The following is a 26,907-nucleotide window of genomic DNA, read 5'->3' on the forward strand; positions in this document are numbered from 1 at the left end:
GAGAAGGGCGCCGACGCGGAGCGTTCGGTTGGCGGCCGCTGCCGAGGCCGGGTTACCACGCGGAGCGTGGTAACCAGAGGTGGCCTCGGCCGGTTGTTGTAGGCATCCGGTATCGGCCGTCCGAGTGTTATGATTTGCTAATGAACGAACCCTCCCCCCCTGCCGCCGCCGTGCGGTTTGCCGTCATCGCCCCCGAAGAGGCCGGTCAGCGCATCGACAACTATCTGCTGCGCCAGCTCAAGGGGGTGCCGAAGAGCCGCGTCTACCGGATCCTGCGTAAGGGCGAGGTGCGGGTGAACAAGAAGCGGGTCGCGCCCGAGTACCGGCTGGAGGAGGGCGATTCGGTACGCATCCCGCCGGTACGGGTGGCGGCCGGGAAGGAGGGGGCGCCGCTCTTTGCCGCGAAGCGGATTGAGCAGTCGGTGATCTACGAGGACAAGGGGCTGCTGGTGGTGGACAAGCCGGCGGGGATGGCGGTCCACGGCGGCAGCGGGGTGAGCCACGGGGTGATCGAGGCGCTGCGCGCCTCCCGTCCCGACGCCCCCTTCCTGGAGCTGGTCCACCGCCTCGACCGCGACACTTCCGGCTGCCTGATGATCGCCAAGAAGCGCTCGATGCTGCGCACCCTGCATGAACTGCTGCGCGGCGACGGGGTCGATAAACGCTACCTGGCCCTGGTTGCCGGGAGGGTCAAGGGGGAGGTGGTGGACGCCCAGTTCTCGCTGCGCAAGAACACCCTGCGCGGCGGCGAGCGGGTGGTCAAGGTGGCCCCCGACGGCAAGCCGGCCCACACCCGTTTCCGGGTGGTGGAGCGCTATCGCGGGGCGACCCTGGTGGAGGCGGAGCTGTTCACCGGGCGAACCCACCAGATCCGCGTCCACGCCGCCACCCTCGGCCACCCCCTGGCCGGTGACCCGAAGTACGGCGACGAGGCGTTCAACCGCTACGTCGCCGAGCGCGGGCTGAAGCGGCTCTTCCTGCACGCCCGTTCGCTGGCCGTCAAGCTGCCCGAGGGGGAGGAGATCATCGTCTCCACCCCGCTGCCGGAGGAGCTGGAGGCGCTGCTCCAGCGCTTGGAACGGAAGGGATAGCGCAATGACTTCACGCGACTACAAACTGCTGATCTTCGACTGGGACGGCACGGTAATGGATTCCGTCTCCCACATCGTCCACTGCATCAAGCTCGCCGCCGCCGAGATGGGATTGGAAATCCTCCCCGACGAGCGGATCAAGGGCATCATCGGATTGGGTCTGACCGAGGCGATCGACGCCCTTTACCCGGGGCGCGGATCCGCCTTCCATCGCGAGCTGGCCGATCGCTATCGCGATCACTACCTCCCCCCGGGTCCCTCGCCGACACCGCTCTTCGACGGCGCGAGGGAGACCCTGGAGACGCTGCGCGGCGCCGGCTACCGGTTGGCCGTGGCCACCGGCAAGGGGCGCAGCGGGCTCGATCGGGTGCTCGATGAGACTGGCCTCCGCCCGTTGTTCCAGGCCACCCGGACCTCCGACGTCACCCGCTCAAAGCCCGATCCGCTGATGCTCCACCAGATCCTGGAGGAGCTGGAGACCGGGGTGAGCGATGCGTTGATGATCGGCGATACCGAGTGGGACCTGGTGATGGCCGCCAACGCGGGGATGGATGCCCTCGGCGTCACCTACGGGGTCCACGACGCCGAGCGGCTCGTCCGCCACCACCCGGTGGGTTGCATCGACGCCATTACCGAGCTGCCCGCCTGGCTCGGTTGCTCCGGGGCCGCCTGCTGATGCGGGTGCTGCTGTTTCGGCTCAATGGCGTTGGTGAGGAGGAGGCCGACGAGGTGCGGGCGCTGCTCACCGACCACGGCATCGAGTTCTATGAGACCGAGGCGGGGCGCTGGCGGATCTCGGTGGCGGCGATCTGGCTGCGCGACGATCATCGCCTGGAGGAGGCGCGGAGGTTGATCGGCGAGTACCAGCAGGCGCGCAGCCGGCGGGTGCGCGGCGAGTACCGGCAGGCGCTCCGCGAGGGGCGGGCCGAAGGGTTGCTCGATCGCATCCGGGAGCGGCCGCTGGAGGTGCTCTTCGCGCTGCTTGCCGTCGTCCTGATCCTCTACTTCTCCATCACTCCGTTCGTCGGTCTGATACGCCACGCCCCCTCGCCCTGAAATCGGCCGGGTCTTGCTCGTTGATGCTCCCTCCAGGCATCGGCGTCCGGGAGTGGGTTCCACGGCGCCGGTGGGCGCGGCCCGCCCTGTGGGGCGCGCCATGCCGAACGAGGGCACCGCTCGGGATGGATGGAGCGAATCCTTTCCGAGTCGTCGAACGAAGGTACCGTTCTGTCAAAAATGGCGTTGGCTGTCGGTGCTGGCTGCCATTCTCGGCGGCAGCGCCTTTTGCCGTACCTCCTCTCTCTCCACCCGCTTTCCCGTTTGGCTAAATAATTTTACGTAAAAACAATTGGTTGTCGGCATGTTGTCGAACCCAACCTGTTTGCTCGGGTTTTGGCCCGCGGGTTGCACTTATGTGGCTGACGCAACACCGACACGCCGTGGGTTCCCATGCCCCGAAGGAGTCCCGCTTGGACCGTTTCACCCGCAACTACACCATCGCCCTGGCGGTGATCGCCCTCGGTCTGCTGGTCGCCTGGTTGTCGAGCCTCGACTTTCGCGCCGGTGAATTGAGCGACCGTCTGGCCGGGGAGCCGCGGCTCGCCGCCTACCCCTACCGCTTCAAGGTGGTGGCGGTGGACGGTGGGACCGCCACCCTCACCACCCCCCGCTCGCCCCAGGTGCCGGCGGTTCGCTTCCTGGCGATCCTCCACCCGGAGCTGGCGGGGAAGGGGACCAACGATCCGGCGGTGGTGGCGGCGCAGCGTGAGCTGGGCGAAGTCCAGGGGCTGGCGCGCAAGCGGGTGCTGGCCGAGTCCGGTATCGAGCGGGTGCGCTGGGAGGTGGATCGTCAGTGGTATCACGAACACGGCGTGATGTTGCCGTAGCGGAGCGAGAGATGACCGACATGGATCGAACCGATCGACTGGCCGCCTTCCCCATCTCCTTCTTCTCCGTGGTGATGGGACTGGCCGGGCTCACCATCGCCTGGGAGAAGGCCGAGGCGGTGCTCGGGCTGCCGCCGGTGAGCGCCACCCTGCTGTGGTTGACCGCGGCGCTCTTCGGGCTTCTGGCGGTGGCTTATCTGATGAAGCTGGTGAGCCGTCGGGCGGCGGTGGTGGCCGAACTCCACCACCCGATCAAACTGAGCTTCTTCCCCGCCGTCTCGATCAGCCTGCTGCTGCTCGCCGTTGCCACCCTGCACCGGCAGCCGGCGCTTTCCGAAGGGCTGTGGCTGGCGGGGGCGGCGCTCCACCTGGGCTTTACCGTCTACGTGCTGGGGGCGTGGATCAACCACACCCATTTCGAGATCCAGCACATGAATCCCTCGTGGTTCATCCCGGTGGTGGGCAACATCATCGTGCCGGTGGCCGGCGTGGCCCACGGCTACCCGGAGACCTCCTGGTTCTTCTTCAGCATCGGCCTGCTGTTCTGGCTGGTGCTGCTGGTGATCGTCTTCTACCGGGTGATCTTCCATCCGCCGCTGCCGGGGAAGCTGGTGCCCACCTTCTTCATCCTGATCGCACCGCCGGCGGTGGGTTTCATCGCCTACCTGAAATTGGGTGGCGAGCTCGACGCCTTCGCCCGGGTGCTCTATTACGCGGGGCTGTTCCTCACCCTGCTGTTGTTCACCCAGGTGGGACGTTTCGCCAAGCTCCGCTTCTTCCTCTCCTGGTGGGCCTATTCCTTCCCGATGGCGGCGATCACCATCGCCACCTTCGTCCTCTACGAGCGGCTCGGCGGCCCGCTGCTGCGGCCGCTCAGCGTACTGTTGTTGACGCTACTCACCCTGATCATCGCCGGCCTGCTCGGGCGCACCGCGCTCGCCATGGCCCGCGGCGAGATCTGCGTGGAGGAATAGTCCGCCAGCCCCCCCACGACGAGTCCACACACTGGAGTCCCTGTTCATGAAACAGAGCATGCTGCAAGAGAAATACCCCATCTACACCCTGGAACTGGAGAAGTCGGAGAGCCGTTGCGGCTCGGTCGACGACATCCTTGCCGAGCTGAAGGCGCGGATCGAGCTGCATCCGGTGGCCCGCTTCATTGCCGTCTTCGACCACTACGCCCACACCCGGGAGTTGCCCGACGGCGAGATCGCCGAGGAGATCCGCGCTGCCAAGAACATCGTCTTCTGCTTCGGCACCAAGCTGCCGGCGCCGGGGGTGATGGCGGTGCGTCCCCGCTCCATCGGCGTCACCGAACTGGCGGACCGCTTCGTGGTCAATTTCCTGGAAGCCCCGATGCCCATGGCCAATCAGGCCATGGAGGGGTGGGTCCGGGCACTGCGCGCCACGCCGGCGGCGGAGGAGGCAGCATGAAGATCGCGGTCACCAGTCAAAATTTCCGTACGGTCACCGGCCATGGCGGCCGTGCCCGGCGCTTCCTGATCTACTCCCCCGGTGGCGACGGCCGGCTGCAGGAGGTGGAGCGGCTCGATCTGCCGAAGGAGATGGCCTTTCACGAGTTCCACGGTCACGGCGCCCACCCGCTGGACGGGGTGGATGCGTTGATCACCGGCGGTTGTGGTGCCGGCTTCGCCAACCGTCTCGGCGCCCGCGGCGTGCGGGTGGTGACCACCGGCGAGAGTGATCCGCTGACCGCCGCCCAGGCGCTGCTCGAAGGCCGCCCGCTGCCGCCGCCGGCGCCGGAGGATGAGCACCACGAACATCACCACCACCATCACCATCACGGCGGACACTGATTTCCCGATTTTCTCCGCGACGTCCTCGTGACTTTTGGGCCCATCCCTCTCGGGCCCTTTTTTTTGCCTACAGGATGTAGGTACCCCGCGAGAGCAGGACGCGGTAGCGGGGTTGCGGACGATCACTGCGGCAAGGAGAAGAAATCCTGTGTGAAACGCGGCACATACCCCGCGAGAGCAGGACGCGGTAGCGGGGTTGCGGACGATCACTGCGGCGATTATTGAGGCGTCGCGGGCGGCACCCTCGAGCAATTTCCGGACTATCTTTGTGGTGGTGGAGTGACCCGGTTCCCGCGGGTCATCCGTATCCGCGTGCGGTCACTCCACCCCGCTTCCGTGGATCCTCGGAGGGATTGACCATGACCCGTTACAGCAACATCCTCTGCGCCACCGATTTCACTCCCGACAGCGACCGGGCGATCGTCCGCGCGATGGCCCTGGCCCGCGAGAACGGGGCGAAGCTGACCCTGCTCCACGTCGTCGACCACTTCCCGGTGGACTGCTCCAACCAGTGGATCGCCCCGGAGAACGTGGATCCCAAGGCGTTCCGCCTGCGCAAGGCCAGCGAGGCCCTGGCGAGCCAGGTCGAGCGGGTGCATGGCGACGATGCCGAGCCGGAGGTGGTGTTCACCTGCGCCGACGCCGGCCACGAGATCATCCACTACGCCGACGAGCACCACTGCGACCTGATCGTCATCGGCAGCCGGGTACACGAGGGGGCGAAGGAGCCGTTCGGCTCGGTCGCCGGCAACGTCCTCCGCCATGCCCACGGCCCGCTGGAGGTCGTCCACGTCGCCTGATCCTCGGTGTCTCGGTCGGGTGGTTGTGAAGCGCCGCAATCGCGCGGCGCCCACGCTTGCGTAGCGCGTTACCTGCAATTCGGCCATCGGTGACTCACGGCCGGTCGGTGTGGGGCAGAGCGCTGTGCTTGCGTCTATACTGGCGTGCCGAAATTCACCTCGAGTTGCCGAATCGCGACGCTCGCTCTGCAAGGAGTCCGGCGTATGCCGGCATTCGAGTTGTGGATCGACTCCCCCAACCCAATGAGGACGGATGGTGCGCACGCTACGAACAGGGATTCTTTTTCTCCTCCTTCTTCTCCTGGCCGGATGCGCCTCCGTGCCGCCGGCCGATCAGGCACGGCTCCACCACGTGGTCCTGTGCTGGCTCAAGGAGCCCGGCAATGCCGCCCAACGGCAGGCGATCATGGCCGCCTCCGAGCGCTTCCGTTCGATTCCCGGCGTCCTCGACGTCCAGCTGGGCGAGCCGGTGGCGAGCGAGCGGAAGATCGTCGACGATAGCTTCGACGTGGCGGTCGACGTCTCCTTCGCCGACCGCCGGGGGTTGGAAACCTACCTTACCCACCCCATCCACCTCCAGGCCAGACGTGTGGTCCTCCAGCCGTTGGTCGAAAGAGTCGTCATTTACGACTTCGAAGACCGGCGGTAAAGCGGAGCAAGGATCGGAGTTCAAAGAAAGGATGCGGAAGCGGGAGGTGTGGGCCGCGGTACGAGGCGCGCCACTCCGAAACCGGTGCGCCTCCTATCGTCGGCACACCCTACCCACATCCATCCGTTTCCCTTGGAGCCGACACGAAAAAGGGGGAAGGCGCCAGCCTTCCCCCTTTTCACTTTTGCACCCCAATAATACGGGATAGGCGATAGCCTATCCCGTATTGCGCATGCCGGCGGCGATCGCGTTGATCGTGCGCAGCAGCGGATCGAGCCAGCGCTCGCGCTCCTCCTCGGAGAGGTTTTCGTCGCGATAGCGCTTGAGCAGGGTGATCTGGACGTGGTTGAGCGGGTCCAGGTAGGGCTCGCGGCGCAGCAGGGAGAGCTGCAGCGAGGGGTTCTCTTCGAGCAGCGCCCCGATGCCGGCCACCTGGAACACCTGGCCCATGGTCCGTGCGTTCTCCTCGCGGATGCGCGCGAAGATCGGCTGGGCCATCGCCTGGTCGCCGACCAGGGCGGCGTACTCCTCGGCGGTATGCATTTCGGACTTGAACAGCGACATCTGGGTGTTGGCCAGCAGCACGCGGAAGAAGGGCCATTCGGCGTACATCTGCTGCAGTTGGGCGAGGCGCTGCGGGTTGTCGCTACGCCATTTCTCCAGGGCGGTGCCGATGCCGTACCAGGCGGGGATGGTGTGGCGCGACTGGGCCCAACCGAAGACCCACGGGATGGCCCGGATCGAGCCCTTGGAGCGGTCGGCCTTCTTGCGGTGGGAGGGGCGCGAGCCGATGTTGAGCAGCGCGATGGCGTCCACCGGGGTGGCCTCGTAGAAGTAGTCGAGGAAGCCGGGGGTCCGCTCGGTCAGCTCACGGTAGGCGTTCTCGCCATGGAAGGTGAGGTCGGCCATGATGTCGAGGTGCTCGTCGCGGTCGTGGTCGGGCTCCATGATCAGGCCGAGGCTCGCCTTCATCAGGCCGCTGCAGCCCATGGAGAGCTCGTAGACCGCGGTCTCGATGTTGGAGTAGCGGTAGGAGAGCACCTCGCCCTGTTCGGTGAACTTGATCTCGCCGTGGACCGTACCCGGGGGCTGGGCGAGGATCGCGTCGTGGGTCGGGCCGCCGCCGCGGCCGACGGTGCCGCCGCGGCCGTGGAACAGCCGGCACTTGACCTCGCGCGAGCCGGTCAGGCGGATGATCTTCTTCTGCGCCTGGTAGAGGCTCCAGGTGGAGGCGACGATGCCGCCGTCCTTGCACGAGTCGGAGTAGCCGAGCATCACCTCCTGGGTGTTGCCGGAGGCGGCCAGCAGCGCCGCGTAGGTCTCGTTGTCGAGCAGCCGGGTCATCACCTGCTCGATGTGGCCGAGGTCCTCGATGGTCTCGAACAGCGGGCTGATGCGCACGTCACAGAACCACCCCTGGTGGCCGCGGCCGGCCAGACCGGCGAGGCGGGCGAGGAGCATCACCTCCATCACGTGGCTCGCCTGGTGGGTCATCGAGATGACGTAGGAGCCGAAGCAGTCGGGGCTCACCTCGGCGCGCATCCGCGCCATCACCTCCAGCACCTCGATGGTCTCACGGGTGTTGGGGGTCAGCGTCGCCTTGTCGATGACGAAGGGACGGGGCTCGGCGATGGTCTCGGCGAGCAGCGCGATCCGCTCCTCCTCGCCGAGGGCCAGGTACATCGGCGCGCCGGGCTGGCGGGAGAAGAGTTCGGCCACCGCCTCGGTGTGGCGGGTCGACTCCTGGCGCACGTCGAGCTGCATCAGGTAGAAGCCGAAGGTCTCCACCAGCCGGATCAGGTCGCGCAGCTCGCCCTCGGCGGCGGCGCCGTCGCCGTGGCTCTCAAGGGAGTTGCGGATCATCCGCAGATCGTCCAGGAACTCCTGCTCGCCGCAGTAGACCCCGGCGGGGGCGGTGATCGGCCGCTGGTCGATGCGCGCATCGACCACCTTCAGGCTGCACTCCAGGCGGCGCTGCATCACCAGCAACATGCGCCGGTAGGGCTCGGTGGCGTAGCGCTCGGGGTTGTCGCCGAAGAGCTCCGAGCAGAGGCTGGCGGCCTGCTCCAGGCGGGTCATCAGCGCTTCGCTGGGGGTGCACATGGAGATCGAGAAGCTGAGCTGGCGGCCGAGCAGGGAGACCCGCTTGATGTACTCCTCGAGGATCTGCTTGCCCTGCAGGCGCAGCGCCAGTTCGGTGGTCTCGGGCTGGACGAAGGGGTTGCCGTCGCGGTCGCCGCCGATCCACGAGCCGAAGCGCATGAAGCTGGGGACGGTGATGCCGTGGTCGGGGCCGTAGACCCGGGAGAGCGCCTTCTCCAGGTTGTGGTAGGACTCGGGCACCGCCCGGAACAGCGAATTGCGGAAGTAGTAGAGGCCGTTGCGGATCTCGTCGCTTACTTTCGGCTTGTGGACGCGCACCTCGTCGGTCTTCCACAGGATCTGGATCTGGGTCTCCAGGGCGCGGGTGAGTTCCGTCTTCTGTTCGCGGGAGAGGCGCAGGTTGCGCAGGTCTTCGGTGATGACGAAGATCCGCCGCATCCCTTCGAGGATGGCGCGGCGCTTCGCCTCGGTGGGGTGGGCGGTGAACACCGGCTGGTAGCTGATCTGGTCGAGCAGTTCCTGGATCTGCCCGGGGGTGACCCCCATGCCCTTGAACTTGCGCAGGGCGTCGTCGTAGGAGCCGATCCACAGCGGGCCGTTCTTCGCCACCAGGTTGCGCCGCTGACGGTGGAAGTAGGCCTCCTCGGCGATGTTGACCAGGCTGAAGTAGATGCTGAAGGCGCGCACCACGTCGCTCAGGGTGTCGGGGTCGAGCGCCTCGATCATGTGCATCAGCTTGGCGCGCAGCTCCGGATCCTCCTCGCTGCGCAGCTTGATGAAGCCGTTGCGCAGCCGCTCCACCACCACCAGCACCCGCTTGCGGGTGTGGTTGCGGAGCACATTGCCGAGCAGGTTGCCGAACTGGCGTACCTGGGTGGTCAACTCTTTGTCGCGCACGGTCTCGCTCATACAGAGCCTCTCTCGCTGGGGGACGATCGCGGAATGGGGTCGGGGTCGGGGAGCGGGGCGGAGTGCCCCGCGGGGGTGGTCCGGGAAGGTCCCTGTGAAAACAGGAATGGCGCGCTGGGGTGCCGGGGTGGGCGGCATTATACCCGGATGGGCGGGGCAAATCTTCTGGTGCTCAGCCGCCCTCCAGGGACTCCACCGCCTGGCGATAGAGGGCAATGTACGCCTGGGCACTGTGCTCCCAGTCGAACTTGCGCTTCATGCCGCGGTTGCGCACCTGTGCCCAGAGCACGGGATCGGCGTAGAGCTCCAGCGCCCGCTCCACCGCGTGGTGCAGCGCGTCGGAGGAGGGCTCGTCGAACAGGAAACCGGTGGCCTCGTCGGCGGCCAGGCTCTCCTCGGTGACGTCGTCCACGGTGTCGGCCAGTCCGCCGGTGCGGCGTACCACCGGCACCGCGCCGTAGCGCAGGCTGTAGATCTGGTTGAGGCCGCAGGGCTCGAAGCGCGAGGGCATCAGGAAGATGTCGGAACCGGCCTCCACCAGATGGGCCAGCTCCTCGTCGTAGCCGATGCGCACCGCCAGCCGCTCCGGGTGGCGGGCGGCGGCGTCGCGCAGGGTCTTCTCGTACCACTTGTCGCCGGCGCCGAGGATGACGATCTGCAGGCGGTGGTGGTTGAGCTGAGGCAGGGCGCGGATCAGCAGGTCGATCCCCTTCTGGTCCACCAGCCGGCCGACGTGACCGAGCAGCGGCGTATCCTCCTCCTCCGGCAGTTCGAAGCGGCGCTGCAGTTCCGCCTTGCACAGCGCCTTGCCGGCCGGCTCCTTGACGCTGTAGTGGGCCGGCAGGAAGGGGTCGTTCTGCGGGTCCCACTCCTCGTAGTCGATGCCGTTGAGGATGCCGGTGAGGCGCCCGGCGCGGGCGCTTAGCAGCCCCTCCATCGCCCAGCCGAAGTCCGGCGTGCGGATCTCCTCGGCGTAGGTGGGGCTCACCGTGGTGATCCAGTCGGCGTAGGCCAGCCCGCCCTTGATGAACGAAAGTCCGCCGAAGAACTCCATACCATGGAGGGACCACAGTTCCGCCGGCAGCTCCAAGCGCTTGAGCGCCTCGGCCGGGAAGAGGCCGCGGTAGGCGAGGTTGTGGATGGTGAAGACGGTGGCCGGCCGCGGCCACTCCAGGGAGAGCAGCGCCGGTGCCAGCCCGGTCTGCCAGTCGTTGCAGTGGACCACCTTGGGGCGCCAGCCGAGGCCGAGGCGGTCCTGGGCCAGCTCGACGATCACCCGGTTGAAGAGCGCGAAACGCTCGGCGTTGTCGCTCCAGTCGAGGCCCTCCGGGTCGAGGTAGGGGCCGCCGTCGCGGTCGAACAGCTCCGGGGCGTCGACCAGGTAGGCGGTGACGTTGCTGCCGGGGAGCCGCCCGGCGAACAGGCGCACCGGGGCGTCGCTGCCGGGCAGCTCATCGAGCACCGCCACCAGCTTGAACGACAGGGCGCGGGCGAGGGTGGTGCGGTAGGCGGGGAGGATCAGGCGGACGTCGTGGCGGGCACTTTTCAACGCCGGCGGCAGGCTGCCGGCAACGTCGGCAAGGCCGCCGGTCTTGATCAACGGGTGGGCTTCGCTGGCGGCGAACAGGATCTTCATGGTGTCATCTGGTTCCGGCAAACTGGGTGGATGTGCCTCGACGCGAGTCGTCGTCGTTCTTGGTGGCCATTTTGGGGTGATCGGGATCGCTATACTGTACCCTGGATATTTGACGAATTCACCGCAGCTACGAGGGGAAGCGTTCATGAGATTGGCGATGATCGGACTGGGCCGCATGGGCGGCAACATGGCGCGCCGGCTGGCCCGCGCCGGGATCGAGGTGGTGGGCTTCAACCGCAGCCACGAGGCGGCCGAAAAGCTCGCCGCCGAGGAGCCCAACGCCACTGCGGTGCCGACCCTGGAGGCGGCGGTGGCGGCCCTCGACGCACCGCGGGTGGTGTGGCTGATGCTGCCGGCGGGAGCACCCACCGAGGAGACCCTGAACCGTCTCGGCGAGCTGCTGGCGCCGGGAGATGTGGTGGTCGACGGCGGCAACGCCAACTACCACGACTCCCAGCGTCGCGGCGCACTGCTTGCCGAGAAGGGGATCGGCTTCGCCGACGCCGGCACCTCGGGCGGGGTGTGGGGGCTGGAGAACGGCTACTGCATGATGGTCGGGGCCACCGCGGAGACCTTCGCCGCCATCGAGCCGGCGATCCGCGCGCTGGCTCCGGGCGAGGATCGAGGCTGGGCCCACGTCGGCCCGGTGGGCGCCGGCCACTTCACCAAGATGGTCCACAACGGCATCGAATACGGGATGATGCAGTCGCTGGCCGAGGGGTTGGCGCTGCTCGAAGGGAAGCAGGAGTTCGATCTCGATCTGGCCGAGGTGAGCGAGATCTGGCGCCACGGCTCGGTGGTGCGCAGCTGGCTGCTCGATCTCACCGCCGAGGCGCTGAAGGAGGATCAGAAGCTGGAGGCGATCGCCCCCTACGTGGCCGACTCCGGCGAGGGGCGCTGGACCGCGATGGAGGCGATCGACCAGGGGATCGCCGCGCCGGTGATGACGTTGGCGCTGCAGATGCGCTTCGCCAGTCAGGACGAGCGCGGCTACACCAACCGCCTGCTCGCCGCCATGCGCAACGCCTTCGGCGGGCACGCGATCAAGAAGTCCGGTTGAATCATGGTCACAGCGAATCTGAAAAGCATCGAGCCCTGCACCTTCGTCATCTTCGGGGCGACCGGCAACCTGGCGCGGATCAAGCTGCTGCCGGCGCTGATCCACCTGGAGGAGGCGGGGCGGCTGCCCAACGATACGCGGATCGTCTGCATCGGCCGGCGCGAGCTGGACGACGCCGGTTGGCGCCGCGAGGTGGCCGAGATCCTCGGCGATCAGGTGAAGGGCGGGCTGGGCGACGACCTGCTCGACCGTTTCCTCGAACGGGTCGACTACTTCCAGGCGGACATGACCGACCGCGAGGCGTTCCACCGCCTCAAGCTCCACCTCACCGAAGGGGCCCAATACCCCGACAACATGATCTTCTACCTGGCGATCCGCCCCCAGGAGTTCGGCGCGGTGAGCCACAACATCGCCGAGGTGGGCCTGCAGATGGAGGAGAGCGGCTGGCGCCGGCTGGTGATCGAGAAGCCCTTCGGCTATGACCTGGAGAGCGCCGAGATCCTCAACACGCGGCTGCACAAGGACTTCGAGGAGCATCAGCTGTTCCGCATCGACCACTACCTGGGCAAGGGGACGGTGCAGAACGTGATGGTCTTCCGCTTCGCCAACCTGATGCTGGAACCGCTGTGGAACCGCAACTACATCGACCACGTGCAGATCACCCACTCCGAGTCGAAGGGGATCGAGACCCGCGCCGAGTACTACGACGGCTCCGGCGCGCTGCGCGACATGATCCAGAGCCACCTGCTGCAGATGCTCACCCTGGTGGCGATGGAGCCGCCGGCGAGCCTCGATGCCGAGGCGCTGCGTGACGAGAAGGTGAAGGTGCTGCGCTCGATCCGCCCGATCCCGCAGAACGCGGTGCATGCCCACGCCTTCCGTGCCCAGTACACCCGCGGCCGGGTGGGTCACGAGAAGGTGCCCGGCTACCTGGAGGAGGAGGGGGTGCCGGCCGGCTCCACCACCGAGACCTTCGCCGCGGTGAAGCTCTACATCGACAACTGGCGCTGGCGCGGGGTGCCGTTCTACCTGCGCACCGGCAAACGCATGGCGCGCGGCAACTCGATGATCGCCATCCGCTTCAAGCGCCCGCCGCAGCAGCTCTTCCAGGAGACGCCGATCGAGCAGATCAAGCCCAACTGGCTGCTGCTCGGCATCCAGCCCGACGAGGTGCTGCGCATGGAGCTGCAGGTGAAGCAGCCGGGGCTGGAGCTGCGCACCACCACCACCCAGCTGGATGCCGCCTACTGTACCGCCTGCGAGCGTACCCTGGACGCCTACGAGGGGCTGCTGCTCGACGTGATCGTCGGCGATCGTTCGCTGTTCCTGCGCTACGACGAGGTGAGCTGGGCGTGGAAGGTGGTCGATCCGATCCTCAAGATCTGGTCGATGGAGCGCGACTACATCCACACCTACCCGGCCGGCATCTGGGGGCCGCGCGAGTCGAACCGCCTGTTCGAGCGGGAGGATCAGCGCTGGCGCAACGACCTGATGGACGAGGGGAGCGAGGATTGATCCGATCCGCCGCTCCCGCCGCGTAGCCGGAGAGGTACGCGGACACAGCTCTTCGCTACCGCGGGATGGGCGCAACCATCCGTTTCCGGAGTCCACCATGCCGACCCTTACCATCCGCAATCTGCCCGACACCCTGTTCATCGCCGCGGCGGAACTGCGCGGCACTCGCGTCGTGACGTTCGATCGCCGCCTTCTGGGACTGTTTCCCGGTCTGGCGAGCATGCCCTCGGCTTTTCTCGGGCATTAGCCCTGCAAGAAAGAGACACGAAGCGCTCGAAGGACACGGAGGAAGGAAAAGCACTTTTCCCTTCGTGTTCTTCGTACCTCTATCTTCGTGCCCTTCGCGTTGAGAATATCGGCGTATGGAAACCGAATCAGCGGGTCGCTATGGCCCGTTCCGCCGGAAGATGCGGATCGCGTATTTGTAGTGCTTCATCGCCTCCAGTTCGGCGGTGGCGTTGGCGGCGGTGATCTCCCGTATCGTCTGGAGCTTCACGCTGATGGGGATCCACGCCGCCAGTCCATACCCCTTCTTCAGCATCCCGTCGATCTGCGTGGCGATCCATGTCTGGGCCTGTCCGTCCCAGAGAAACGAGGTGGGGACGTTGACCGCCACCACGTAGCGCGGGGCGTTGCGCTCGATGTCCTCCCACGCCTGGTGCTGGAACTCCATGTGGCGCGGGAACGAGCGCATCAGCGGATAGAAGATAATGTGGCGGGTGGCGCTGCGCCGTTGGGCGAGGAACGGGATCTGCGCCTCGGAGCCGAAGACCAGGACGGTGTCGGTGGGCAGGGAGTGGCGGTCCAGGTAGTCGGCGATGAGTTCCGACTCCGGGAAGGGGTTGAGGCCGAAGTAGGTGCGGCTGAGGGTGGTCGGGTCTCCGGTGAAGTAGTACTCGGAGCGGACCACCAGCGGCAGTGCCACCGCGGCGGCGAGCGCGGCGTATCCCACCGGCCTCAGCGGGGCCCGGGTCGAACGGAGCAGGGCGGTGAAGCCGTAGCCGGCGGCGATCGCCACCGCGGGGGCCAGTTGCAGGAAATAGTGGGAGTAGTTGTGGCCCGGCACGGTGGCCGCCAGCGACAGCAACAGGAAGCCCGCGAGGAACAGGCCGGTCTTGCGCTCCCGGCGCAGGGCCTGGACGATGCCCAGCAGGGCCGCCAGCATCACCACCCCTTCCCCCTTCATGATCTCCAGCACGCGGCTGCCGACGTCGGCCAGGTTCTGGCCCGGTGTACGCCCCTGTTCGGCGTAGACGGTGTTGTGTTGGAACGCCCAGTAGACCAGCTCCTTGAGCAGCCCGTGGTAGGCGTAGTAGCCGATGACCAGGGCGCTGAAGGCGATGCCGCCGGCCAGCCAGGTCAGGGCGGCGCGCAGCCGGATCGCCCGGGGGGTGTCCTCGTCGGCGGGGCTCGCGCCCAGCCGCGGCAGGGTCACCATCAGGAAGATCGCCAGCACGCTGGTGAAGGCGGGCTGCTTGGTCCAGCAGGCGGCGGCGCCGAACAGGCCGCTGAGGAGGAGGGCGCCGAAGCGCCGCGACCGCCGGCTCGCGCGCAGCGCCGCCACCGCGAAGAGTAGGCTGAGGGCGATCGGCAGCAGCATGAACAGCTCGGTGGAGGTGGTGAAGCCCTGGATCGCCCGGCTGCTGGAGAAGATCGCGAAGGAGAACGCGGTGAGCAGCCCCGGCAGGGTGGCGCGGAAATAGAGGCGGGCGGCGAAGAAGAGCGCCATCGCGGTGGCGAGGTTGTAGAGCTGGCCGTAGAGGTGGATGCCGCGGGCGCTGGCCGGGAAGAACTGCAGGCCGAAGGCGTAGAGGTGGTAGACCAGCGGAGGTTTGTGGTCGAAGGCGTCGCGGTAGGGCATCCCCCCTGCGTTCAATAGCTGGCCCATGTAGCCGAAGGCGCCCTCGTCCCGTTCCAGCGGGATATCCACAAGATTGAGACGGAACAGGATGTAGACCGCGAGGATTGCCAGCCAGGCCAGTATCAGTTGGGTGCGGTACGCCAGCGGGGGGTGGGGTTGGGTCATGCTGCGCTTCTCCTTGCCGGGGCTCTTTTGGGTCAGGGCGCTGCGGACGGCAGGCCGAGGGTGGTGGCCATCGCCTCGCCGACCCGTCGTCCTTCGCGCACGGCGTAGTTGGTCCCCCGGTCTTCGGGGTAGATCTGGGCCATCGAGCCGAGATAGAGGTTCGACAGCGGCGTCTCGCGAGGCGGGATCAATGTGCTGTAGTGGCGCTCCACCACCGGCTGGGAGTAGGCGGCCCGCCACACGTGGTAGTCCTGGATCCACTCCCGCTTGAAGTCGGGGAACATGCGCCGCAGGTGGGGGAGGGTGAAGTCGAGCAGCTCGTCGTCGGCCATCCGGTAGAGGGACTCGGTGACCGGCAGGTACTTCGACAGGTAGACGATGTGGTGGCCGCCGTAGGCCGAGGTGGGTTCGAAGTTGGTGTGTTCGATCACCCCGACGAAGGGGAAGTCCGGGTCGTTGACGTTGAGCCAATAGGTGCTCGACAGGGAGCGGTCCAGCTTCAGCACCAGGCAGACGTTGCCCAGCCAGCGGATGCGTCGCAGTCGCTCGGCGTAGTCCGGCTCGACGTGGGGATTCAGCAGGTCGGCGACGAGCGGCAGCGCCGGGGTGGCGATCACCGCGTCCGTCGCGAAGCGCTGTCCGCCGCAGACCACCGCGTTCACCCGTCCCTGCTCCACCTCCAGCCCGTCGACGCCGGTGGCGGTGAGGATGCGCCCGCCGTCGGCCTCGATCCGTTCGGCGATGCGCTGGGCGAGGGCGGCGAAACCACCGCGGAAGTAGGCGAGCCGCTCCTCGCCCCCCTTGCCCCGGCTGCCGCCGCGCAGCTTCAGCTTGTTCCAGAACCAGACCGCCGAGACCTCATCGGCGAAATCGCCGAACTTGCCGCGCAGCAGCGGTTCCCACACCACCTCGAAGACCCGTTCGCCGCCCATCGCGCGCAGCCACTCGGCGGCAGTCAGCGACTCCAGGCGGTGCCAGTCGCTGACCCGCCGGGCACGCAGGGTGAGCAGCCCCAGGCGCAGCCGGTCGATCAAAGGCAGCGCTTCGAAGCGCAACAGGTCGAGGGGCGAGGAGAGACGGTAGAAGCGGTTGGCGTAGTACATCCCGGTGCGGGTCGGTCGTGCCACCACCTCCTCTGCGGCCCCCAGTTCGTCGATCAGCCCCATGATGTGCCGGTCGTTGGTGAACCAGTGGTGGTAGAACTTCTCCAGCGCCGCCCCGCCCACCGGGAAACTCCCGGCCAGGCCGCCGATCTCGGGGTCGCGCTCGAACACGGTGACCTGCGCCCCGCGCCGGCTCAGTTCGAGGGCGGCGGCGAGCCCGCAGAAGCCGCCGCCGATGATCGCCGCGCGCGGTGCGCCCTGCCGATCGCTCATTTCAATCCTCCCTCTTCGGTAAGGGCGCCGGAGAGCCGTCGGCGCAGGGTGCGGTTGGCGGGGCGGAGGAAGTAGGCGAGCCCCGCCAGGGTGAGGGGGGTCCACAACATCAGGTGCACCGCCACCGCGAAGGCCGCGGCGGCGCTGCGCTCCGCCCCGTAGGCGACCATGCCGAGCATGGCGAAGTAGTCGAAGGTGCCGACGTAGCCGGGGGAGCTCGGCAGCAGGGTGGCCAGGGTGCCGGTGGCCAGCGAGAACCAGGGGGCGAGGAGCGCCGCGCCCGGTACCAGATCGCGGGCGACCGCCAGATAGACGCCCCCCTCCAGGATCCAGATCAGCAGCGAGACCAGGAGCAGCCGGAACACCACGGCAGGGGCGCGTACGGTATGCAGCGAGCGGAGAAAATGGCCGCCGTGGTCGACCAGCGTGGCCGACCAGCCGCGCTCCGCAAACAGCGGCCGGTGTGCCAGCCAGTGGATCAGGCGTTCGATCTGCGGCGAGAAGCGCAGCAGCGCGGCCACCGTGGCGATGCCGCCGGCGGCGATCGCCGAGGTGATCCAGACGAAGCCGGCGGGCAGGGCGTCGCCGGCGCCGCCCCACAGGCCGACGAAGAACAGCCCGAGCAGGGTCAGCAGGTCGAGCAGCCGCTCGACCACCAGGGTGCCGAGCACGCCCATCGGCGGGGCGTTCAGCTGGCGCCGGAAGCCGACCACCCGCGCCATGTCACCGGCGCGGAAGGGCAGCAGGTTGTTCAGCGCGATGCTCACCAGGAAGGGCCAGCCGCAGGCGCGCAGCGGGACGGTCGGTTCGAGCAGCCGCAGCATCCACCACCAGCGCACGACGCGCAGGGTGTAGCCGGCGGCGAGGAAGAGCAGCGCGCCGACCACCATCGACGGCGAGAGGCGCGTGAACAGTGCGCCGAGCGAGTCGCCGTCCAACTGGCGCAGGAACAGCCAGAGGAACAGCACGGTGACCGCCAGCCCCAACAGCGGGCGGAGGAGGCGCGTCGGCAAACTCATCGCCCACGCCGTCCCGGCGGCGGAGCCTCCCCGTCGTCCTGGGGAAAGCCGAGGCGCTCCTTCACCAGGTAGAGCGGGCGGCGTTTGACTTCGCCGTAGATCCTGCCGAGGTATTCGCCGAAGATGCCGAGGAACAGCAACTGGACGCCGCCAATGAACAGCAGGGCGATGAACAGCAGGGTCCAGCCCGGCACCCACACCTCGGTGAGCAGGCGCATGAACAGGGCGTAGAGGATGCCGACCAGCGCCAGCGCGGCGGCGAGGAAACCGATCCAGCTGGCCAGGCGCAGCGGCACCAGGGAGAACGAGAGGATGCCGTCGGTGGCGAAGCGCAGCATCTTGAACAGCGGGTACTTGGTGGTGCCGGCGAAGCGCGCCTCGCGGCGGTAGGGGACCGCCTCCTGGCGGAAGCCGATCCACGCCACCATGCCGCGCACGAAGCGGTCGCGTTCCGGCATCGCCAGCAGGGCGTCCACCGCCTGCCGGTCCATCAGCCGGAAATCCCCGGTGTCCAACGGGATGGGGATGTCGGAGATGCGGTTGACGAGGCGGTAGAACGCCTTGGCCGTCCAGCGCTTGAAAGGCGCCTCGCCCTGCCGCTCGGTGCGCCGGCCATAGGCGACCTGGACCCCCTGGCGCCACCGCTCGAGCATCTCGCCGATCACCTCCGGCGGGTCCTGCAGGTCGGCGTCGATGATCACCACGGCATCACCGGCGGCGTGCTCCAGGCCAGCGGTCACCGCCATCTGGTGGCCGAAATTGCGTGAGAACGATAGCACCCGTACCCGCGGGTCCGCCGCCTGGAGCGCGTGCAGGATCGTCCCGGTATCGTCCCTGCTGCCGTCGTCGACGAAGATCAGTTCGTACTCCACCCCGTCGAAGGTGGAGAACGCGGCGACCATTCGCGAGTAGGACTCGCGGACGACCGCCTCCTCGTTGTAGCAGGGGATGACGACGGAGAGCAGAGTGGCAGGCGGTGAGGTGTCGGTCACGGGTGCAGACTTCGGGCGGTGCCGTCGAGCGGGGCGGGGCGTCCGCAAGCGGGTGGGTTTGCAAGGATCGGGGGGATCGGTCGCCGCCGAATCTCAACATAAGCGTCTGCCTGCGACAAGTCGTTTCTCTCGTCGTTTCCACGCCGCGCGGATCTCCGGGCAGTCAGGGAAACGGTGCGAACCGTGATATCCTTTTCGTCACCGATCCGGCCGAGCATTCCAACGAAAAATCCCATGTCCGATCTTACCAAATCCCCCGCCTGGATGGCCCTCGAACACCATTTTGCCGAGGTCTCCGACCTCCATATGCGCGAGCTCTTCGCCGCCGATCCCGAGCGCTTCACCAAGTTCTCCGTCGCGTTCGGCGAGATCCTTCTCGACTACTCCAAGAACCGCATCACCGACGGGACGATGCCGCTGCTTTTCGAGCTGGCCCGTCAGGCGGATCTGGAGGGGTGGCGCGGGAAGATGTTCTCGGGCGAGAAGATCAACCTCACCGAGGATCGGGCGGTGCTCCACACCGCCCTGCGCAATCGCGCCAATTCGCCGGTGACGGTGGACGGCGAGGACGTGATGCCGGCGGTCAACCGGGTGCTCGAGCAGATGCGCGGTTTCGTCGAGCGGGTCCGCTCCGGGACGTGGCGTGGCTATACCGGCAAGGTGATTCGCGACGTGGTCAACATCGGCATCGGTGGTTCCGACCTCGGACCGGTGATGGTCACCGAGGCGTTGAAGGCTTATGGCGACGACCACCTGTTGCGGGTCCACTTCGTCTCCAACGTCGACGGCACCCACATCGCCGAGACGCTGAAGCGGGTCGATCCGGAGACGGTGCTCTTCGTCATCGCCTCGAAGACCTTCACCACCCAGGAGACCCTGACCAACGCCCACACCGCCCGCGACTGGTTCCTGAAGAGCGCCGGCGATCCGGCCCATGTGGCCAAGCACTTCTGCGCGCTCTCCACCAACGCCGAGGGGGTGGCGGCCTTCGGCATCGACACCGCCCACATGTTCGAGTTCTGGGACTGGGTCGGCGGGCGCTACTCGCTGTGGTCGGCGATCGGCCTGCCGATCGCGCTCTATCTCGGCATGGCGCGGTTCGAGGAGCTGCTCGCCGGCGCCCACGCCATGGACCGCCACTTCGTCGAGGCGCCGCTGGAGGCCAACCTGCCAGTGATCCTGGCGCTGCTCGGCATCTGGTACAACAACTTCTTCGGCGCCGAGAGCCACGCCATCCTCCCCTACGACCAGTATCTCCACCGCTTCGCCGCCTACTTCCAGCAGGGCGACATGGAGTCCAACGGCAAGTTCGTCGATCGCCAGGGCAGCCGCGTGGACTACCAGACCGGACCGGTGATCTGGGGCGAGCCGGGCACCAACGGCCAGCACGCCTTCTACCAACTGATCCATCAGGGGACCAAGCTGATCCCGGCAGACTTCATCGCCCCCATCGAGAGCCACAACCCGCTCGGCGAGCACCACAAGATCCTCCTCTCCAACTTCTTCGCCCAGCCCGAGGCGCTGATGAAGGGGAAGAGCCGCGACGAGGCCCGCGCCGAGCTGGCGGCTGCCGGCGTGGAGGGCGAAGCGTTGGAGGCACTGCTCCCCCACAAGGTGTTCGAGGGCAACCGCCCCACCAACTCGATCCTGGTGCAGAAGATCACCCCCTTCAACCTGGGGGCGCTGATCGCCATGTACGAGCACAAGATCTTCGTCCAGGGGGTGATCTGGAACGTCAACTCCTACGACCAGTGGGGCGTCGAGCTGGGCAAGCAGCTGGCCAAGGCGATCCTGCCGGAACTGGAGGGGGAGGGGGTGGTCGAAGCGCATGACGCCTCCACCAACGGATTGATCAACCACTACAAAGGGAGACGGTAGGGCGCGAGTCGCCCCTCGGAATTGAACCGCAGATTGACGCAGATTTTCGCAGATGAGCTGTTGGCCCGATCTGCGGGAATCGGCGTTAGGGGCGCGGAAAGAATAAATTACCCCAAATCGCGCCGGATCGCGGTTCGTCTTCAAGGCGCGGCAAGGGGCGCATAGCCCGGCTATGTAACCCTTGCCGCAACGCCGAAGACGGGCCGCGAGACAAGCGATTTGGGGTAATTTATTCTTTCCGCGTCCCTTAATCTGCGGTTGAGTCTCGTTGTGGGGTGAGCAGTTACCTTGCGGGAAGTTTATTAGATGGCAGAAAAACCGGCAGCCGGGATCCTGATCGCGCTGGACGACGCGCGTGAGCGCGCCGCGCTGCGCCGGATTCTCGGCAAGGAGGGATACGAGTTCTTCGAGTGCCCCTCCAGCGAGTTGCGCGAGGGGGTGGGGCGGCGCAAGCCGTGCATTGTCCTGCTCGACGTGGTCGCCGCCTCGGCCAACGGCTGTCGTCTGCTCAAACGGGCCGCCTCCGACGACCCGGAGAGGGGGCGCAATTCGGTGCTGATCCTCGCCGATCACGAGGACGAGGAGGGGATGGCGCTGTGCGCCCGCTGCGGCGCCGACGATTTCGTGCTGCGCCCCCTCAACCCCACCGCGATCCGCACCAAGGTGGCGACCCTGGTGCGCGACCGCAAGATGGAGATGACTCTGCGCGAGCAGCACCGCCAGCTCGAATTCCATCGCGCGGTGTTGCAGCGCGAATACCAGATCGCCGAGAACATCTTCAACAGCGTCGCCGGCAACCGCCGCTTCGAGGCGCCCAACATCCACTATTTCCTTCAGCCGCAGAGCGTCGCCTCCGGCGATCTGGTGCTGGTCGGCCAGAAACCCAACGGCGATCAGCGCGTCCTGCTCGGCGACTTCACCGGCCACGGGCTGACCGCGGCCATCGGTGCCCTGCCGGTGAGCGACATTTTTCAGAACATGACCACCATGGGCTTCCCCATCGAGGACATGGTGACGGTGATGAACCGCAAGCTGAAGGAGCTGCTCCCCACCGGCCTGTTCCTCGCCATGGCGGTGGTCGAGTTCAATACCGTGCGCATGGGGGTGACGGTGTGGAACGGCGGCCTGCCGGATATCCTGGTGCGCTCCGGGGACGGCGAGATCCGGCGGGTCCCGTCGAGCAACCTGCCGCTGGCGGTGATGCCCGGCGACGGCATGGGCAAGGAGCTGGAGCGGGTGCCGGTCTCCCAGGGGGACCGGGTCTATCTCTACTCCGACGGGTTGATCGAGGCCGAGGACCTGGAGCCGCGGATGTTTGGCCAGGAGCGGCTGGAGGCGCTGATCCGCGAGGGGCTCGCGGTGGGGATGGTCGAGCACATCCGCCAGACCGTCTCCCGCCACATCGGCTACGCCGAGCAGCGCGACGACATCACCTTCATCGAGTTGGTCTGCGACAAGGACCACGCCGACGAGGAGGGGTATTCGGTGCGCCTGGCCTGATGGTTGCCGATTCGATCATGCCCTGTTCCCGTCTCCCGTCGCGCGCCGCCGCCCTGCACAGGGTGCCGCGATGACCCCCGCGGTGGTCGCCGCCCAGCGGGCGAAGGTGGCGCATCGGGTCCACTCGTACGCCCACGACCCGGCCCGGCGCGCCTTCGGCGAGGAGGCCGCCGAGGCCCTGGGTCTTCCCCGCGAGCGGGTCTTCAAGACCCTGGTGGCCGCCCTCGACGGCGATTCGAGGCGGCTCGCGGTGGCGGTGGTGCCGGTGAGCGCGCAGCTCGACCTGAAGGCCTTCGCCGCGGCGATCGGCGCGAAGAAGGCGGCGCTGGCGGAGGCCGCCGCGGCGGAGCGGGCCACCGGCTATGTGGTGGGTGGGATCAGCCCCTTGGGACAGAAGCGGCGGCTGCCGGCACTGCTCGACCGCAGCGCCCTCCACTTCGAGACCCTCTTCGTCAGCGCCGGCCGCCGCGGTTTGGAGATCGAGCTGGCCCCGGCCGATCTCCAGCGGTTGATCGGGGCAAAGGTTGCCGAAATCGCTCGAACCTAGCCTGCTGAGGAGAATCCGTGATGAACATCGAATTCCTGGTTACCTCGTTGATCGTCGTGTTGCTGCCAGGTACCGGCGTCCTCTACACCCTCTCCGTCGGTCTGACCCGCGGCACGCGCGCCAGCCTGTTTGCGGCGCTGGGCTGTACCGCCGGCATTCTTCCCCATCTGTTGGCGAGCGTGCTCGGTCTGGCCGCAATCCTCCACGCCAGCGCCGTCGCCTTCCAGGCGGTGAAGTTTCTCGGCGTCGCCTATCTGGCCTACCTCGCCTGGGCGATGTGGCGGGAGAGCGGGGTGGTGGAATTGGACGGCCGGTCGGCCGAACGGAGCGGCGCCGCGGTGGCGCTGCGCGCCTTCCTGATCAATATCCTCAATCCCAAGCTCTCGATCTTCTTTCTCGCCTTCCTGCCCCAGTTCGTCCCCGCCGGTACGGCCTCACCGCTCGGCCATATGCTCCTGTTGGGGGCGCTGTTCATGGCGATGACCCTGGTGGTGTTCGCCCTTTACGGGGTGGTGGCCGACCGGGTGCGCCACCACCTCGCCCACTCGCCCGGGCCGGTGCGCTGGATTCAGCGCGCCTTCTCCGGGGTGTTCGTCGCCCTGGCGGCGAGGTTGGCGGTGACCGATCGGTGATCGGTCAAGAAAATGGCGATGTCCGAATTATTTGTTGCGATCGATCGATAGCGCCGCGCTTCACTGTAGGAGCGGCCGCGATCACGACGGAGTGAGGCGCCTCGATTTGGCAACTGTTTGCAACGGACATGGCGCCCGGCTTCCGCATCCTGCATCCGCCAAGTACCTACTTCCCGGTCGGCAATCGCGGCCTCGGGGCCGCTCCTACATTCGATGAATGTCGCAATCGCTAACTCAGATATCGCCAAAAGAGTGGTTCTCTCTGTGCCGCACGCCGCTGACCAGATAGAGCGGATCGGCGTCGAGTGAGCGGCGGATGTGGCGGTCGTCCAGCGGCCGCGGCAGGCCGCGTAGCGACCAGCTCTCCAGCGCCTCGAAACGCCCGCCGGCCAGCAGATACTCCGCCACCAGTCCCATCCGCTCGAACTCGTGGAGCTGGGTCCAGAGGTGGATCGCCTTGGGCGGGAACCAGCGGTTGGAGAAGCTCACCACCACCCGGCCGCCGGGACGCAGCACCCGCGCCGCCTCCTCGAACACCGCCAGCGGGCGGATCAGGTACTCCACCGAGAGGTGGCAGGTGAGCACGTCGAAGCTGCCGTCGGGGAACGGCAGGCGCGGCTCCGCGTTGAGGTCGTGGACCACCCGCCGGGCGAGGCGTGGGTTGGCGGCCAGCTCCTCCTCGTTCATGCCGAGGCCGGTCACCGCGGCGGTGAGTCCGTCGGGCAGGTGGCTGTCGATGCTGCTCATCAGATCGAGCACCCGGCTGCCGGCCGGTATCAGCCCCTCCATGCGCGCGGCCAGCCGTGCCCGTGCGGTGGCGTCGAGGTGGCTGACCAGCCGCGGCGCGGCGTAGAAGCGGGCGTCGTCCCCCCCATCGCCGCGGCGCAGGGCGGAGTCGTCGAGGAAGTGGGTGGGGCGGTCGTCGTGGCGCGCCTGCATCCCGGGGCCGTAGCCGGTCATCAGCGCGGCCACGTCATTGCACGCGCCGCCGTGCTCGTGGGGCAGGTCGCGGGCCTCGTGGATGGTCGCCCGCAGGGTCAGCTCGCGCCCGGCGAGGGGGTGGTTGAGATCGAAGCGCAGCCGTCCGCCATCGGCCTCGATCAGGCGCATCGGCTGGTACTCCGAGGAGAAAATGCCGCGCACCCCGGCGATCATCCCGCGCGGATAGAAACGCCCCACCTGCGGTTCCAGCGGGATTCGCCCCGGCCCTCGGTTGAAGCGCGCCGCGGGGACCTCCACCGTGAGCCGCGGATGTCTGATGGGCGCCAGCTCGCCGGGACGGTAGCGGCAGCTCTCGCCGTCTCCCGCTACGCCCTCGGCGAGCAGTGCCTCCAGCCCGGTGGGGGGCAGGTCGCGCCAGGTGTTGTACTTGGGGATCACCCGCTCCTCGGTGTGACGCATCCGCTCCGACGCCCATTCCAGGGCAAAGGAGACGTTCAGCGCGCGGGAGCGGGGTTCGGCGGGGAGTGAGAGTGCCGGTGAACTCATGGTGGTTTCCTCCGTAAAAGCGTTCATACTGGTATAGCTATTTTTTTATTTTGTACAAATAAAAATATTTTTTTCTATACAAAAGGCCGCCTGTGGACGCCACTGACCCCCGTTATCCGATCCGCATCGTGGCCCAGCTCACCGGGGTCAACCCGGTCACCCTGCGCGCCTGGGAACGGCGCTACGGCCTGCTCCGGCCCGAGCGCACCGCCAAGGGGCACCGCCTTTACAGTGCGCAGGATGTGGAGCGGATCAACCGGGTGAATGCGTTGCTCGCCGGAGGGATGGCGATCCGCGAGGCGGCCCGTCAGGTGTGCGGTACGCAGCCGGTGGTCGCCGAGACCGGTGGTGCGGGCGGCGGGGTGGAGGACGAATGGGGCCGCGCCCGCGAGCGATTTTTCGCCGCCCTGGAGGCGGTGCGGCCGGAGGCGCTGGATGCCCTCTACAACGAGCTGGCGGCCCTCTATCCGCCGGAGACCGTCTCCCGGCAGTTGCTGCGACCGCTGCTGGCGGAGGCGGCGGCGAGGCGGGAGGAGGTGGGGGGCGCGGCCCGCGAGCGTTGGTTGCGTCTGATCCTGCGCAACAAGCTGGTCGCCCGTCTCGCCCACGGTCGCAGCGAGCACCACGCCCCCCGCTTCGCCGCCGTCGCCCTGGCCGGGGAGGGGGAGGAGCTGGAGCTGCTGACGCTCTGCGTCGCCGCCGAGACCCGCGGCTGGCGCCCCCTCTATCTGGGTGCCTCCCTGTCGCCGGCGACCTTCGCCCCGCTGATCGCCGGAGGGGACGCCCGTGTCCTGCTGGTGCGGGTCGACCGCGCGCTCCCGCGGCGGCTGATCCGCGCCGAGTTGGAACGGCTGGAGCGCGAGGTGTCACTGCCGGTGGTGGCGGTGGGGCTGGAGGAGACGGTCGGCCGGGTGGTGTCGGTGGGGGCGGAGGAGGGCGATGCCCTGCGTATGCTTGGTGTGTTGATGGAACGTTCAGAGGGGGCATGAGCTTTCGTCGGACGGCGGTGCGCGTCGCATGTCGGCACACCCCGTTCGCCCGGACCCGGCATAGGGCGCCCCGCGGGTGCCGTGCCGAACGAAACCGCCTCCCGTTCTGGTATGCCGACGGCGCCCGCGGGGCGCCCTATTCGCGGTTCTCCCGCTCGCCGAGGAGGTGGAGGAAACGGTCCATGGCGGCGCTGGAGAGGGCCCGCCGCAGGTAGCCGAGCAGGTAGGTGGGGAAGGTGACGTAGTAGCGCGCCTTGGGGCGGCGGCTCTCGACGGCGTGGATCAGCTTCTCCAACACCGCCTCCGGCGGCAGGGTGAAGGGGGCGGCGGGGCCTTCCTTCTTGAGGCGTGCGAGCACCCCGCGGTAGTACTCCTCGTGGGCGCTGCCTTCGATGGGTACGTTGGCGCGGAACTTCTCCAAGGCGTTGGCGCGGAAGCGCGAGAGGATCGGGCCCGGTTCGATCAGCGCGCAGTGGATGCCGCTCCCCCGCAGCTCCAGGCGCAGGGTGTCGGTGAGCCCCTCCAGGGCGAACTTGGTGGCGTTGTAGGCGCCGCGGTAGGGCATCGCCACCAGCCCGAGCACCGAGGAGTCCTGGACGATCCGGCCGTGGCCCTGGCGGCGCATCGCCGGCAGCACCCGGCAGGTGAGTTCGTGGGTGCCGAACAGGTTGGTCTCGAACTGCGCCCGCAGCGCCTCGCGGGAGAGGTCCTCCACCGCGCCGGGCTGGCCGTAGGCGCCGTTGTTGAACAGTGCGTCGAGGGTCCCGCCGGTGCGTTCGAACACCGCCTCCACCGCCGCATCGATGGAGGCGGAGTCGTCGAGGTCCAGTTGCAGCGATTCCAGCCCCTCGCCGTTCAGCCGCACCACGTCCGCCGCCTTGCGCGCGGTGGCGAAGACCCGCCAGCCGCGGGCCTGCATGCCCCGGGCACAGCACAGACCGATGCCGCTGGAGCAGCCGGTGATGAGGATCGAGCGTTGTTTCATGGCGCGGAT

Annotated in this window: 25 protein-coding genes; 17 read left to right on the top strand and 8 right to left on the bottom strand. The window is 67.6% G+C overall.

Going from position 1 to position 26,907, the window contains the following annotated elements; translation table 11 throughout:
• Nucleotides 1-140: 140 nt before the first annotated feature.
• The 9 genes from rluC to ACYQ2W_RS00580 all read left to right on the top strand — a co-directional run bounded on the left by rluC (nt 141) and on the right by ACYQ2W_RS00580 (nt 6,243).
• A complete protein-coding gene (rluC, locus tag ACYQ2W_RS00540) occupies nt 141-1,091 on the top strand; it encodes a 23S rRNA pseudouridine(955/2504/2580) synthase RluC (RefSeq protein WP_459862333.1) in 951 nt (316 codons plus the stop codon).
• A 4-nt stretch (nt 1,092-1,095) separates the two neighbouring features.
• Nucleotides 1,096-1,767, top strand: coding sequence for an HAD family hydrolase (locus ACYQ2W_RS00545; RefSeq protein ID WP_459862335.1), 672 nt, complete (start codon nt 1,096-1,098; stop codon nt 1,765-1,767).
• Complete coding sequence (locus tag ACYQ2W_RS00550) at nt 1,767-2,147, top strand: DUF6164 family protein (protein WP_459862337.1); 381 nt, start codon at nt 1,767-1,769, stop codon at nt 2,145-2,147. The genes ACYQ2W_RS00545 and ACYQ2W_RS00550 overlap by 1 nt, the downstream gene beginning before the upstream one ends.
• 413 nt (nt 2,148-2,560) lie before the next feature.
• Nucleotides 2,561-2,977 carry a hypothetical protein gene (locus tag ACYQ2W_RS00555; RefSeq protein WP_459862339.1) on the top strand — a complete coding sequence of 139 codons (417 nt, stop codon included), beginning with the start codon at nt 2,561-2,563 and terminating at the stop codon, nt 2,975-2,977.
• A gap of 11 nt (nt 2,978-2,988) precedes the next feature.
• On the top strand, nt 2,989-3,951 hold the full coding sequence (locus tag ACYQ2W_RS00560) for an SLAC1 anion channel family protein (RefSeq protein ID WP_459862341.1): 963 nt from the start codon (nt 2,989-2,991) through the stop codon (nt 3,949-3,951).
• Nucleotides 3,952-3,997: 46 nt separating this feature from the next.
• Nucleotides 3,998-4,411 (top strand): DUF6858 family protein, encoded by a 414-nt coding sequence (locus ACYQ2W_RS00565; RefSeq protein ID WP_459862343.1) that lies wholly within the window; start codon nt 3,998-4,000, stop codon nt 4,409-4,411.
• Nucleotides 4,408-4,794 (top strand): NifB/NifX family molybdenum-iron cluster-binding protein, encoded by a 387-nt coding sequence (locus ACYQ2W_RS00570; RefSeq protein ID WP_459862345.1) that lies wholly within the window; start codon nt 4,408-4,410, stop codon nt 4,792-4,794. Before ACYQ2W_RS00565 ends, ACYQ2W_RS00570 begins: the two co-directional genes overlap by 4 nt.
• A 359-nt stretch (nt 4,795-5,153) precedes the next feature.
• Complete coding sequence (locus ACYQ2W_RS00575) at nt 5,154-5,594, top strand: universal stress protein (protein WP_459862347.1); 441 nt, start codon at nt 5,154-5,156, stop codon at nt 5,592-5,594.
• A gap of 319 nt (nt 5,595-5,913) precedes the next feature.
• A complete protein-coding gene (locus ACYQ2W_RS00580; RefSeq protein ID WP_459862348.1) occupies nt 5,914-6,243 on the top strand; it encodes a Dabb family protein in 330 nt (109 codons plus the stop codon).
• 216 nt (nt 6,244-6,459) lie between these two features.
• On the opposite strand, the gene ppc is transcribed toward ACYQ2W_RS00580, so the two are convergent.
• A complete protein-coding gene (ppc, locus tag ACYQ2W_RS00585; RefSeq protein WP_459862351.1) occupies nt 6,460-9,255 on the bottom strand; it encodes a phosphoenolpyruvate carboxylase in 2,796 nt (931 codons plus the stop codon).
• Between the two features lie 172 nt (nt 9,256-9,427).
• Entirely contained in the window at nt 9,428-10,891 is a 1,464-nt protein-coding gene (glgA, locus tag ACYQ2W_RS00590) for a glycogen synthase GlgA (RefSeq protein ID WP_459862352.1), read from the bottom strand.
• Nucleotides 10,892-11,036: 145 nt separating this feature from the next.
• On the opposite strand from glgA, the gene gnd reads away from it, so the two are divergent.
• The 3 genes from gnd to ACYQ2W_RS00605 all read left to right on the top strand — a co-directional run bounded on the left by gnd (nt 11,037) and on the right by ACYQ2W_RS00605 (nt 13,713).
• A complete protein-coding gene (gnd, locus tag ACYQ2W_RS00595) occupies nt 11,037-11,951 on the top strand; it encodes a phosphogluconate dehydrogenase (NAD(+)-dependent, decarboxylating) (protein ID WP_459862354.1) in 915 nt (304 codons plus the stop codon).
• Nucleotides 11,952-11,954: 3 nt separating this feature from the next.
• Nucleotides 11,955-13,466 (top strand): glucose-6-phosphate dehydrogenase, encoded by a 1,512-nt coding sequence (zwf, locus tag ACYQ2W_RS00600; RefSeq protein WP_459862356.1) that lies wholly within the window; start codon nt 11,955-11,957, stop codon nt 13,464-13,466.
• Nucleotides 13,467-13,563: 97 nt separating this feature from the next.
• The gene (locus ACYQ2W_RS00605) at nt 13,564-13,713 is read left to right on the top strand and encodes a hypothetical protein (RefSeq protein WP_459862358.1); all 150 of its coding nucleotides are present in this window, start codon (nt 13,564-13,566) and stop codon (nt 13,711-13,713) included.
• A gap of 138 nt (nt 13,714-13,851) precedes the next feature.
• Here the strand turns inward: ACYQ2W_RS00605 and ACYQ2W_RS00610 are convergent, their stop codons facing one another.
• The 4 genes from ACYQ2W_RS00610 to ACYQ2W_RS00625 are packed head-to-tail and all read right to left on the bottom strand — an operon-like array spanning nt 13,852 to nt 18,879.
• Nucleotides 13,852-15,492 carry an ArnT family glycosyltransferase gene (locus ACYQ2W_RS00610; RefSeq protein ID WP_459862360.1) on the bottom strand — a complete coding sequence of 547 codons (1,641 nt, stop codon included), beginning with the start codon at nt 15,490-15,492 and terminating at the stop codon, nt 13,852-13,854.
• Nucleotides 15,493-15,524: 32 nt separating this feature from the next.
• A complete protein-coding gene (locus ACYQ2W_RS00615) occupies nt 15,525-16,868 on the bottom strand; it encodes an NAD(P)/FAD-dependent oxidoreductase (RefSeq protein WP_459862362.1) in 1,344 nt (447 codons plus the stop codon).
• Nucleotides 16,865-17,887 (bottom strand): lysylphosphatidylglycerol synthase transmembrane domain-containing protein, encoded by a 1,023-nt coding sequence (locus ACYQ2W_RS00620; protein ID WP_459862364.1) that lies wholly within the window; start codon nt 17,885-17,887, stop codon nt 16,865-16,867. Before ACYQ2W_RS00620 ends, ACYQ2W_RS00615 begins: the two co-directional genes overlap by 4 nt.
• Complete coding sequence (locus ACYQ2W_RS00625) at nt 17,884-18,879, bottom strand: glycosyltransferase family 2 protein (protein WP_459862365.1); 996 nt, start codon at nt 18,877-18,879, stop codon at nt 17,884-17,886. Before ACYQ2W_RS00625 ends, ACYQ2W_RS00620 begins: the two co-directional genes overlap by 4 nt.
• Before the next feature lie 234 nt (nt 18,880-19,113).
• On the opposite strand from ACYQ2W_RS00625, the gene pgi reads away from it, so the two are divergent.
• The 4 genes from pgi (at nt 19,114) to ACYQ2W_RS00645 (ending at nt 23,436) form a co-directional block, all read left to right on the top strand.
• Nucleotides 19,114-20,757: a glucose-6-phosphate isomerase gene (pgi, locus tag ACYQ2W_RS00630; RefSeq protein WP_459862367.1), complete on the top strand. Its 1,644-nt coding sequence runs from the start codon at nt 19,114-19,116 to the stop codon at nt 20,755-20,757.
• Between the two features lie 306 nt (nt 20,758-21,063).
• Nucleotides 21,064-22,257 carry a PP2C family protein-serine/threonine phosphatase gene (locus ACYQ2W_RS00635; protein ID WP_459862369.1) on the top strand — a complete coding sequence of 398 codons (1,194 nt, stop codon included), beginning with the start codon at nt 21,064-21,066 and terminating at the stop codon, nt 22,255-22,257.
• A gap of 70 nt (nt 22,258-22,327) precedes the next feature.
• Nucleotides 22,328-22,804 (top strand): Cys-tRNA(Pro) deacylase, encoded by a 477-nt coding sequence (gene ybaK, locus ACYQ2W_RS00640; RefSeq protein WP_459862371.1) that lies wholly within the window; start codon nt 22,328-22,330, stop codon nt 22,802-22,804.
• A 20-nt stretch (nt 22,805-22,824) separates the two neighbouring features.
• Nucleotides 22,825-23,436 carry a LysE family translocator gene (locus ACYQ2W_RS00645; protein WP_459862374.1) on the top strand — a complete coding sequence of 204 codons (612 nt, stop codon included), beginning with the start codon at nt 22,825-22,827 and terminating at the stop codon, nt 23,434-23,436.
• 234 nt (nt 23,437-23,670) lie between these two features.
• Here the strand turns inward: ACYQ2W_RS00645 and ACYQ2W_RS00650 are convergent, their stop codons facing one another.
• Nucleotides 23,671-24,924, bottom strand: coding sequence for a methyltransferase domain-containing protein (locus ACYQ2W_RS00650; protein WP_459862376.1), 1,254 nt, complete (start codon nt 24,922-24,924; stop codon nt 23,671-23,673).
• Nucleotides 24,925-25,016: 92 nt separating this feature from the next.
• Here ACYQ2W_RS00650 and ACYQ2W_RS00655 point away from each other — a divergent pair, with 92 nt between their 5' ends.
• Entirely contained in the window at nt 25,017-25,913 is an 897-nt protein-coding gene (locus tag ACYQ2W_RS00655) for a MerR family transcriptional regulator (protein WP_459862378.1), read from the top strand.
• 136 nt (nt 25,914-26,049) lie between these two features.
• Here the strand turns inward: ACYQ2W_RS00655 and ACYQ2W_RS00660 are convergent, their stop codons facing one another.
• Nucleotides 26,050-26,898, bottom strand: coding sequence for an SDR family oxidoreductase (locus ACYQ2W_RS00660; RefSeq protein WP_459862380.1), 849 nt, complete (start codon nt 26,896-26,898; stop codon nt 26,050-26,052).
• Between the last annotated feature and the right edge of the window lie 9 nt (nt 26,899-26,907).

This window comes from Endothiovibrio diazotrophicus (genome assembly GCF_054657215.1).

Bases quoted from the DNA above. Each gene is read 5' to 3' on its own strand.
- ACYQ2W_RS00645 (WP_459862374.1), top strand. From the start codon at position 22,825: ATGAACATCGAATTCCTGGTTACCTCGTTGATCGTCGTGTTGCTGCCA.
- gnd (WP_459862354.1), top strand. From the start codon at position 11,037: ATGAGATTGGCGATGATCGGACTGGGCCGCATGGGCGGCAACATGGCG.
- ACYQ2W_RS00560 (WP_459862341.1), top strand. From the start codon at position 2,989: ATGACCGACATGGATCGAACCGATCGACTGGCCGCCTTCCCCATCTCC.
- ACYQ2W_RS00620 (WP_459862364.1), bottom strand. From the start codon at position 17,887: ATGAGTTTGCCGACGCGCCTCCTCCGCCCGCTGTTGGGGCTGGCGGTC.
- ybaK (WP_459862371.1), top strand. From the start codon at position 22,328: ATGACCCCCGCGGTGGTCGCCGCCCAGCGGGCGAAGGTGGCGCATCGG.
- glgA (WP_459862352.1), bottom strand. From the start codon at position 10,891: ATGAAGATCCTGTTCGCCGCCAGCGAAGCCCACCCGTTGATCAAGACC.
- ACYQ2W_RS00550 (WP_459862337.1), top strand. From the start codon at position 1,767: ATGCGGGTGCTGCTGTTTCGGCTCAATGGCGTTGGTGAGGAGGAGGCC.
- ACYQ2W_RS00605 (WP_459862358.1), top strand. From the start codon at position 13,564: ATGCCGACCCTTACCATCCGCAATCTGCCCGACACCCTGTTCATCGCC.
- ACYQ2W_RS00545 (WP_459862335.1), top strand. From the start codon at position 1,096: ATGACTTCACGCGACTACAAACTGCTGATCTTCGACTGGGACGGCACG.
- pgi (WP_459862367.1), top strand. From the start codon at position 19,114: ATGTCCGATCTTACCAAATCCCCCGCCTGGATGGCCCTCGAACACCAT.
- ACYQ2W_RS00565 (WP_459862343.1), top strand. From the start codon at position 3,998: ATGAAACAGAGCATGCTGCAAGAGAAATACCCCATCTACACCCTGGAA.
- ACYQ2W_RS00650 (WP_459862376.1), bottom strand. From the start codon at position 24,924: ATGAGTTCACCGGCACTCTCACTCCCCGCCGAACCCCGCTCCCGCGCG.
- ACYQ2W_RS00575 (WP_459862347.1), top strand. From the start codon at position 5,154: ATGACCCGTTACAGCAACATCCTCTGCGCCACCGATTTCACTCCCGAC.
- ACYQ2W_RS00660 (WP_459862380.1), bottom strand. From the start codon at position 26,898: ATGAAACAACGCTCGATCCTCATCACCGGCTGCTCCAGCGGCATCGGT.
- rluC (WP_459862333.1), top strand. From the start codon at position 141: ATGAACGAACCCTCCCCCCCTGCCGCCGCCGTGCGGTTTGCCGTCATC.
- zwf (WP_459862356.1), top strand. From the start codon at position 11,955: ATGGTCACAGCGAATCTGAAAAGCATCGAGCCCTGCACCTTCGTCATC.
- ppc (WP_459862351.1), bottom strand. From the start codon at position 9,255: ATGAGCGAGACCGTGCGCGACAAAGAGTTGACCACCCAGGTACGCCAG.
- ACYQ2W_RS00635 (WP_459862369.1), top strand. From the start codon at position 21,064: ATGGCAGAAAAACCGGCAGCCGGGATCCTGATCGCGCTGGACGACGCG.
- ACYQ2W_RS00610 (WP_459862360.1), bottom strand. From the start codon at position 15,492: ATGACCCAACCCCACCCCCCGCTGGCGTACCGCACCCAACTGATACTG.
- ACYQ2W_RS00570 (WP_459862345.1), top strand. From the start codon at position 4,408: ATGAAGATCGCGGTCACCAGTCAAAATTTCCGTACGGTCACCGGCCAT.
- ACYQ2W_RS00615 (WP_459862362.1), bottom strand. From the start codon at position 16,868: ATGAGCGATCGGCAGGGCGCACCGCGCGCGGCGATCATCGGCGGCGGC.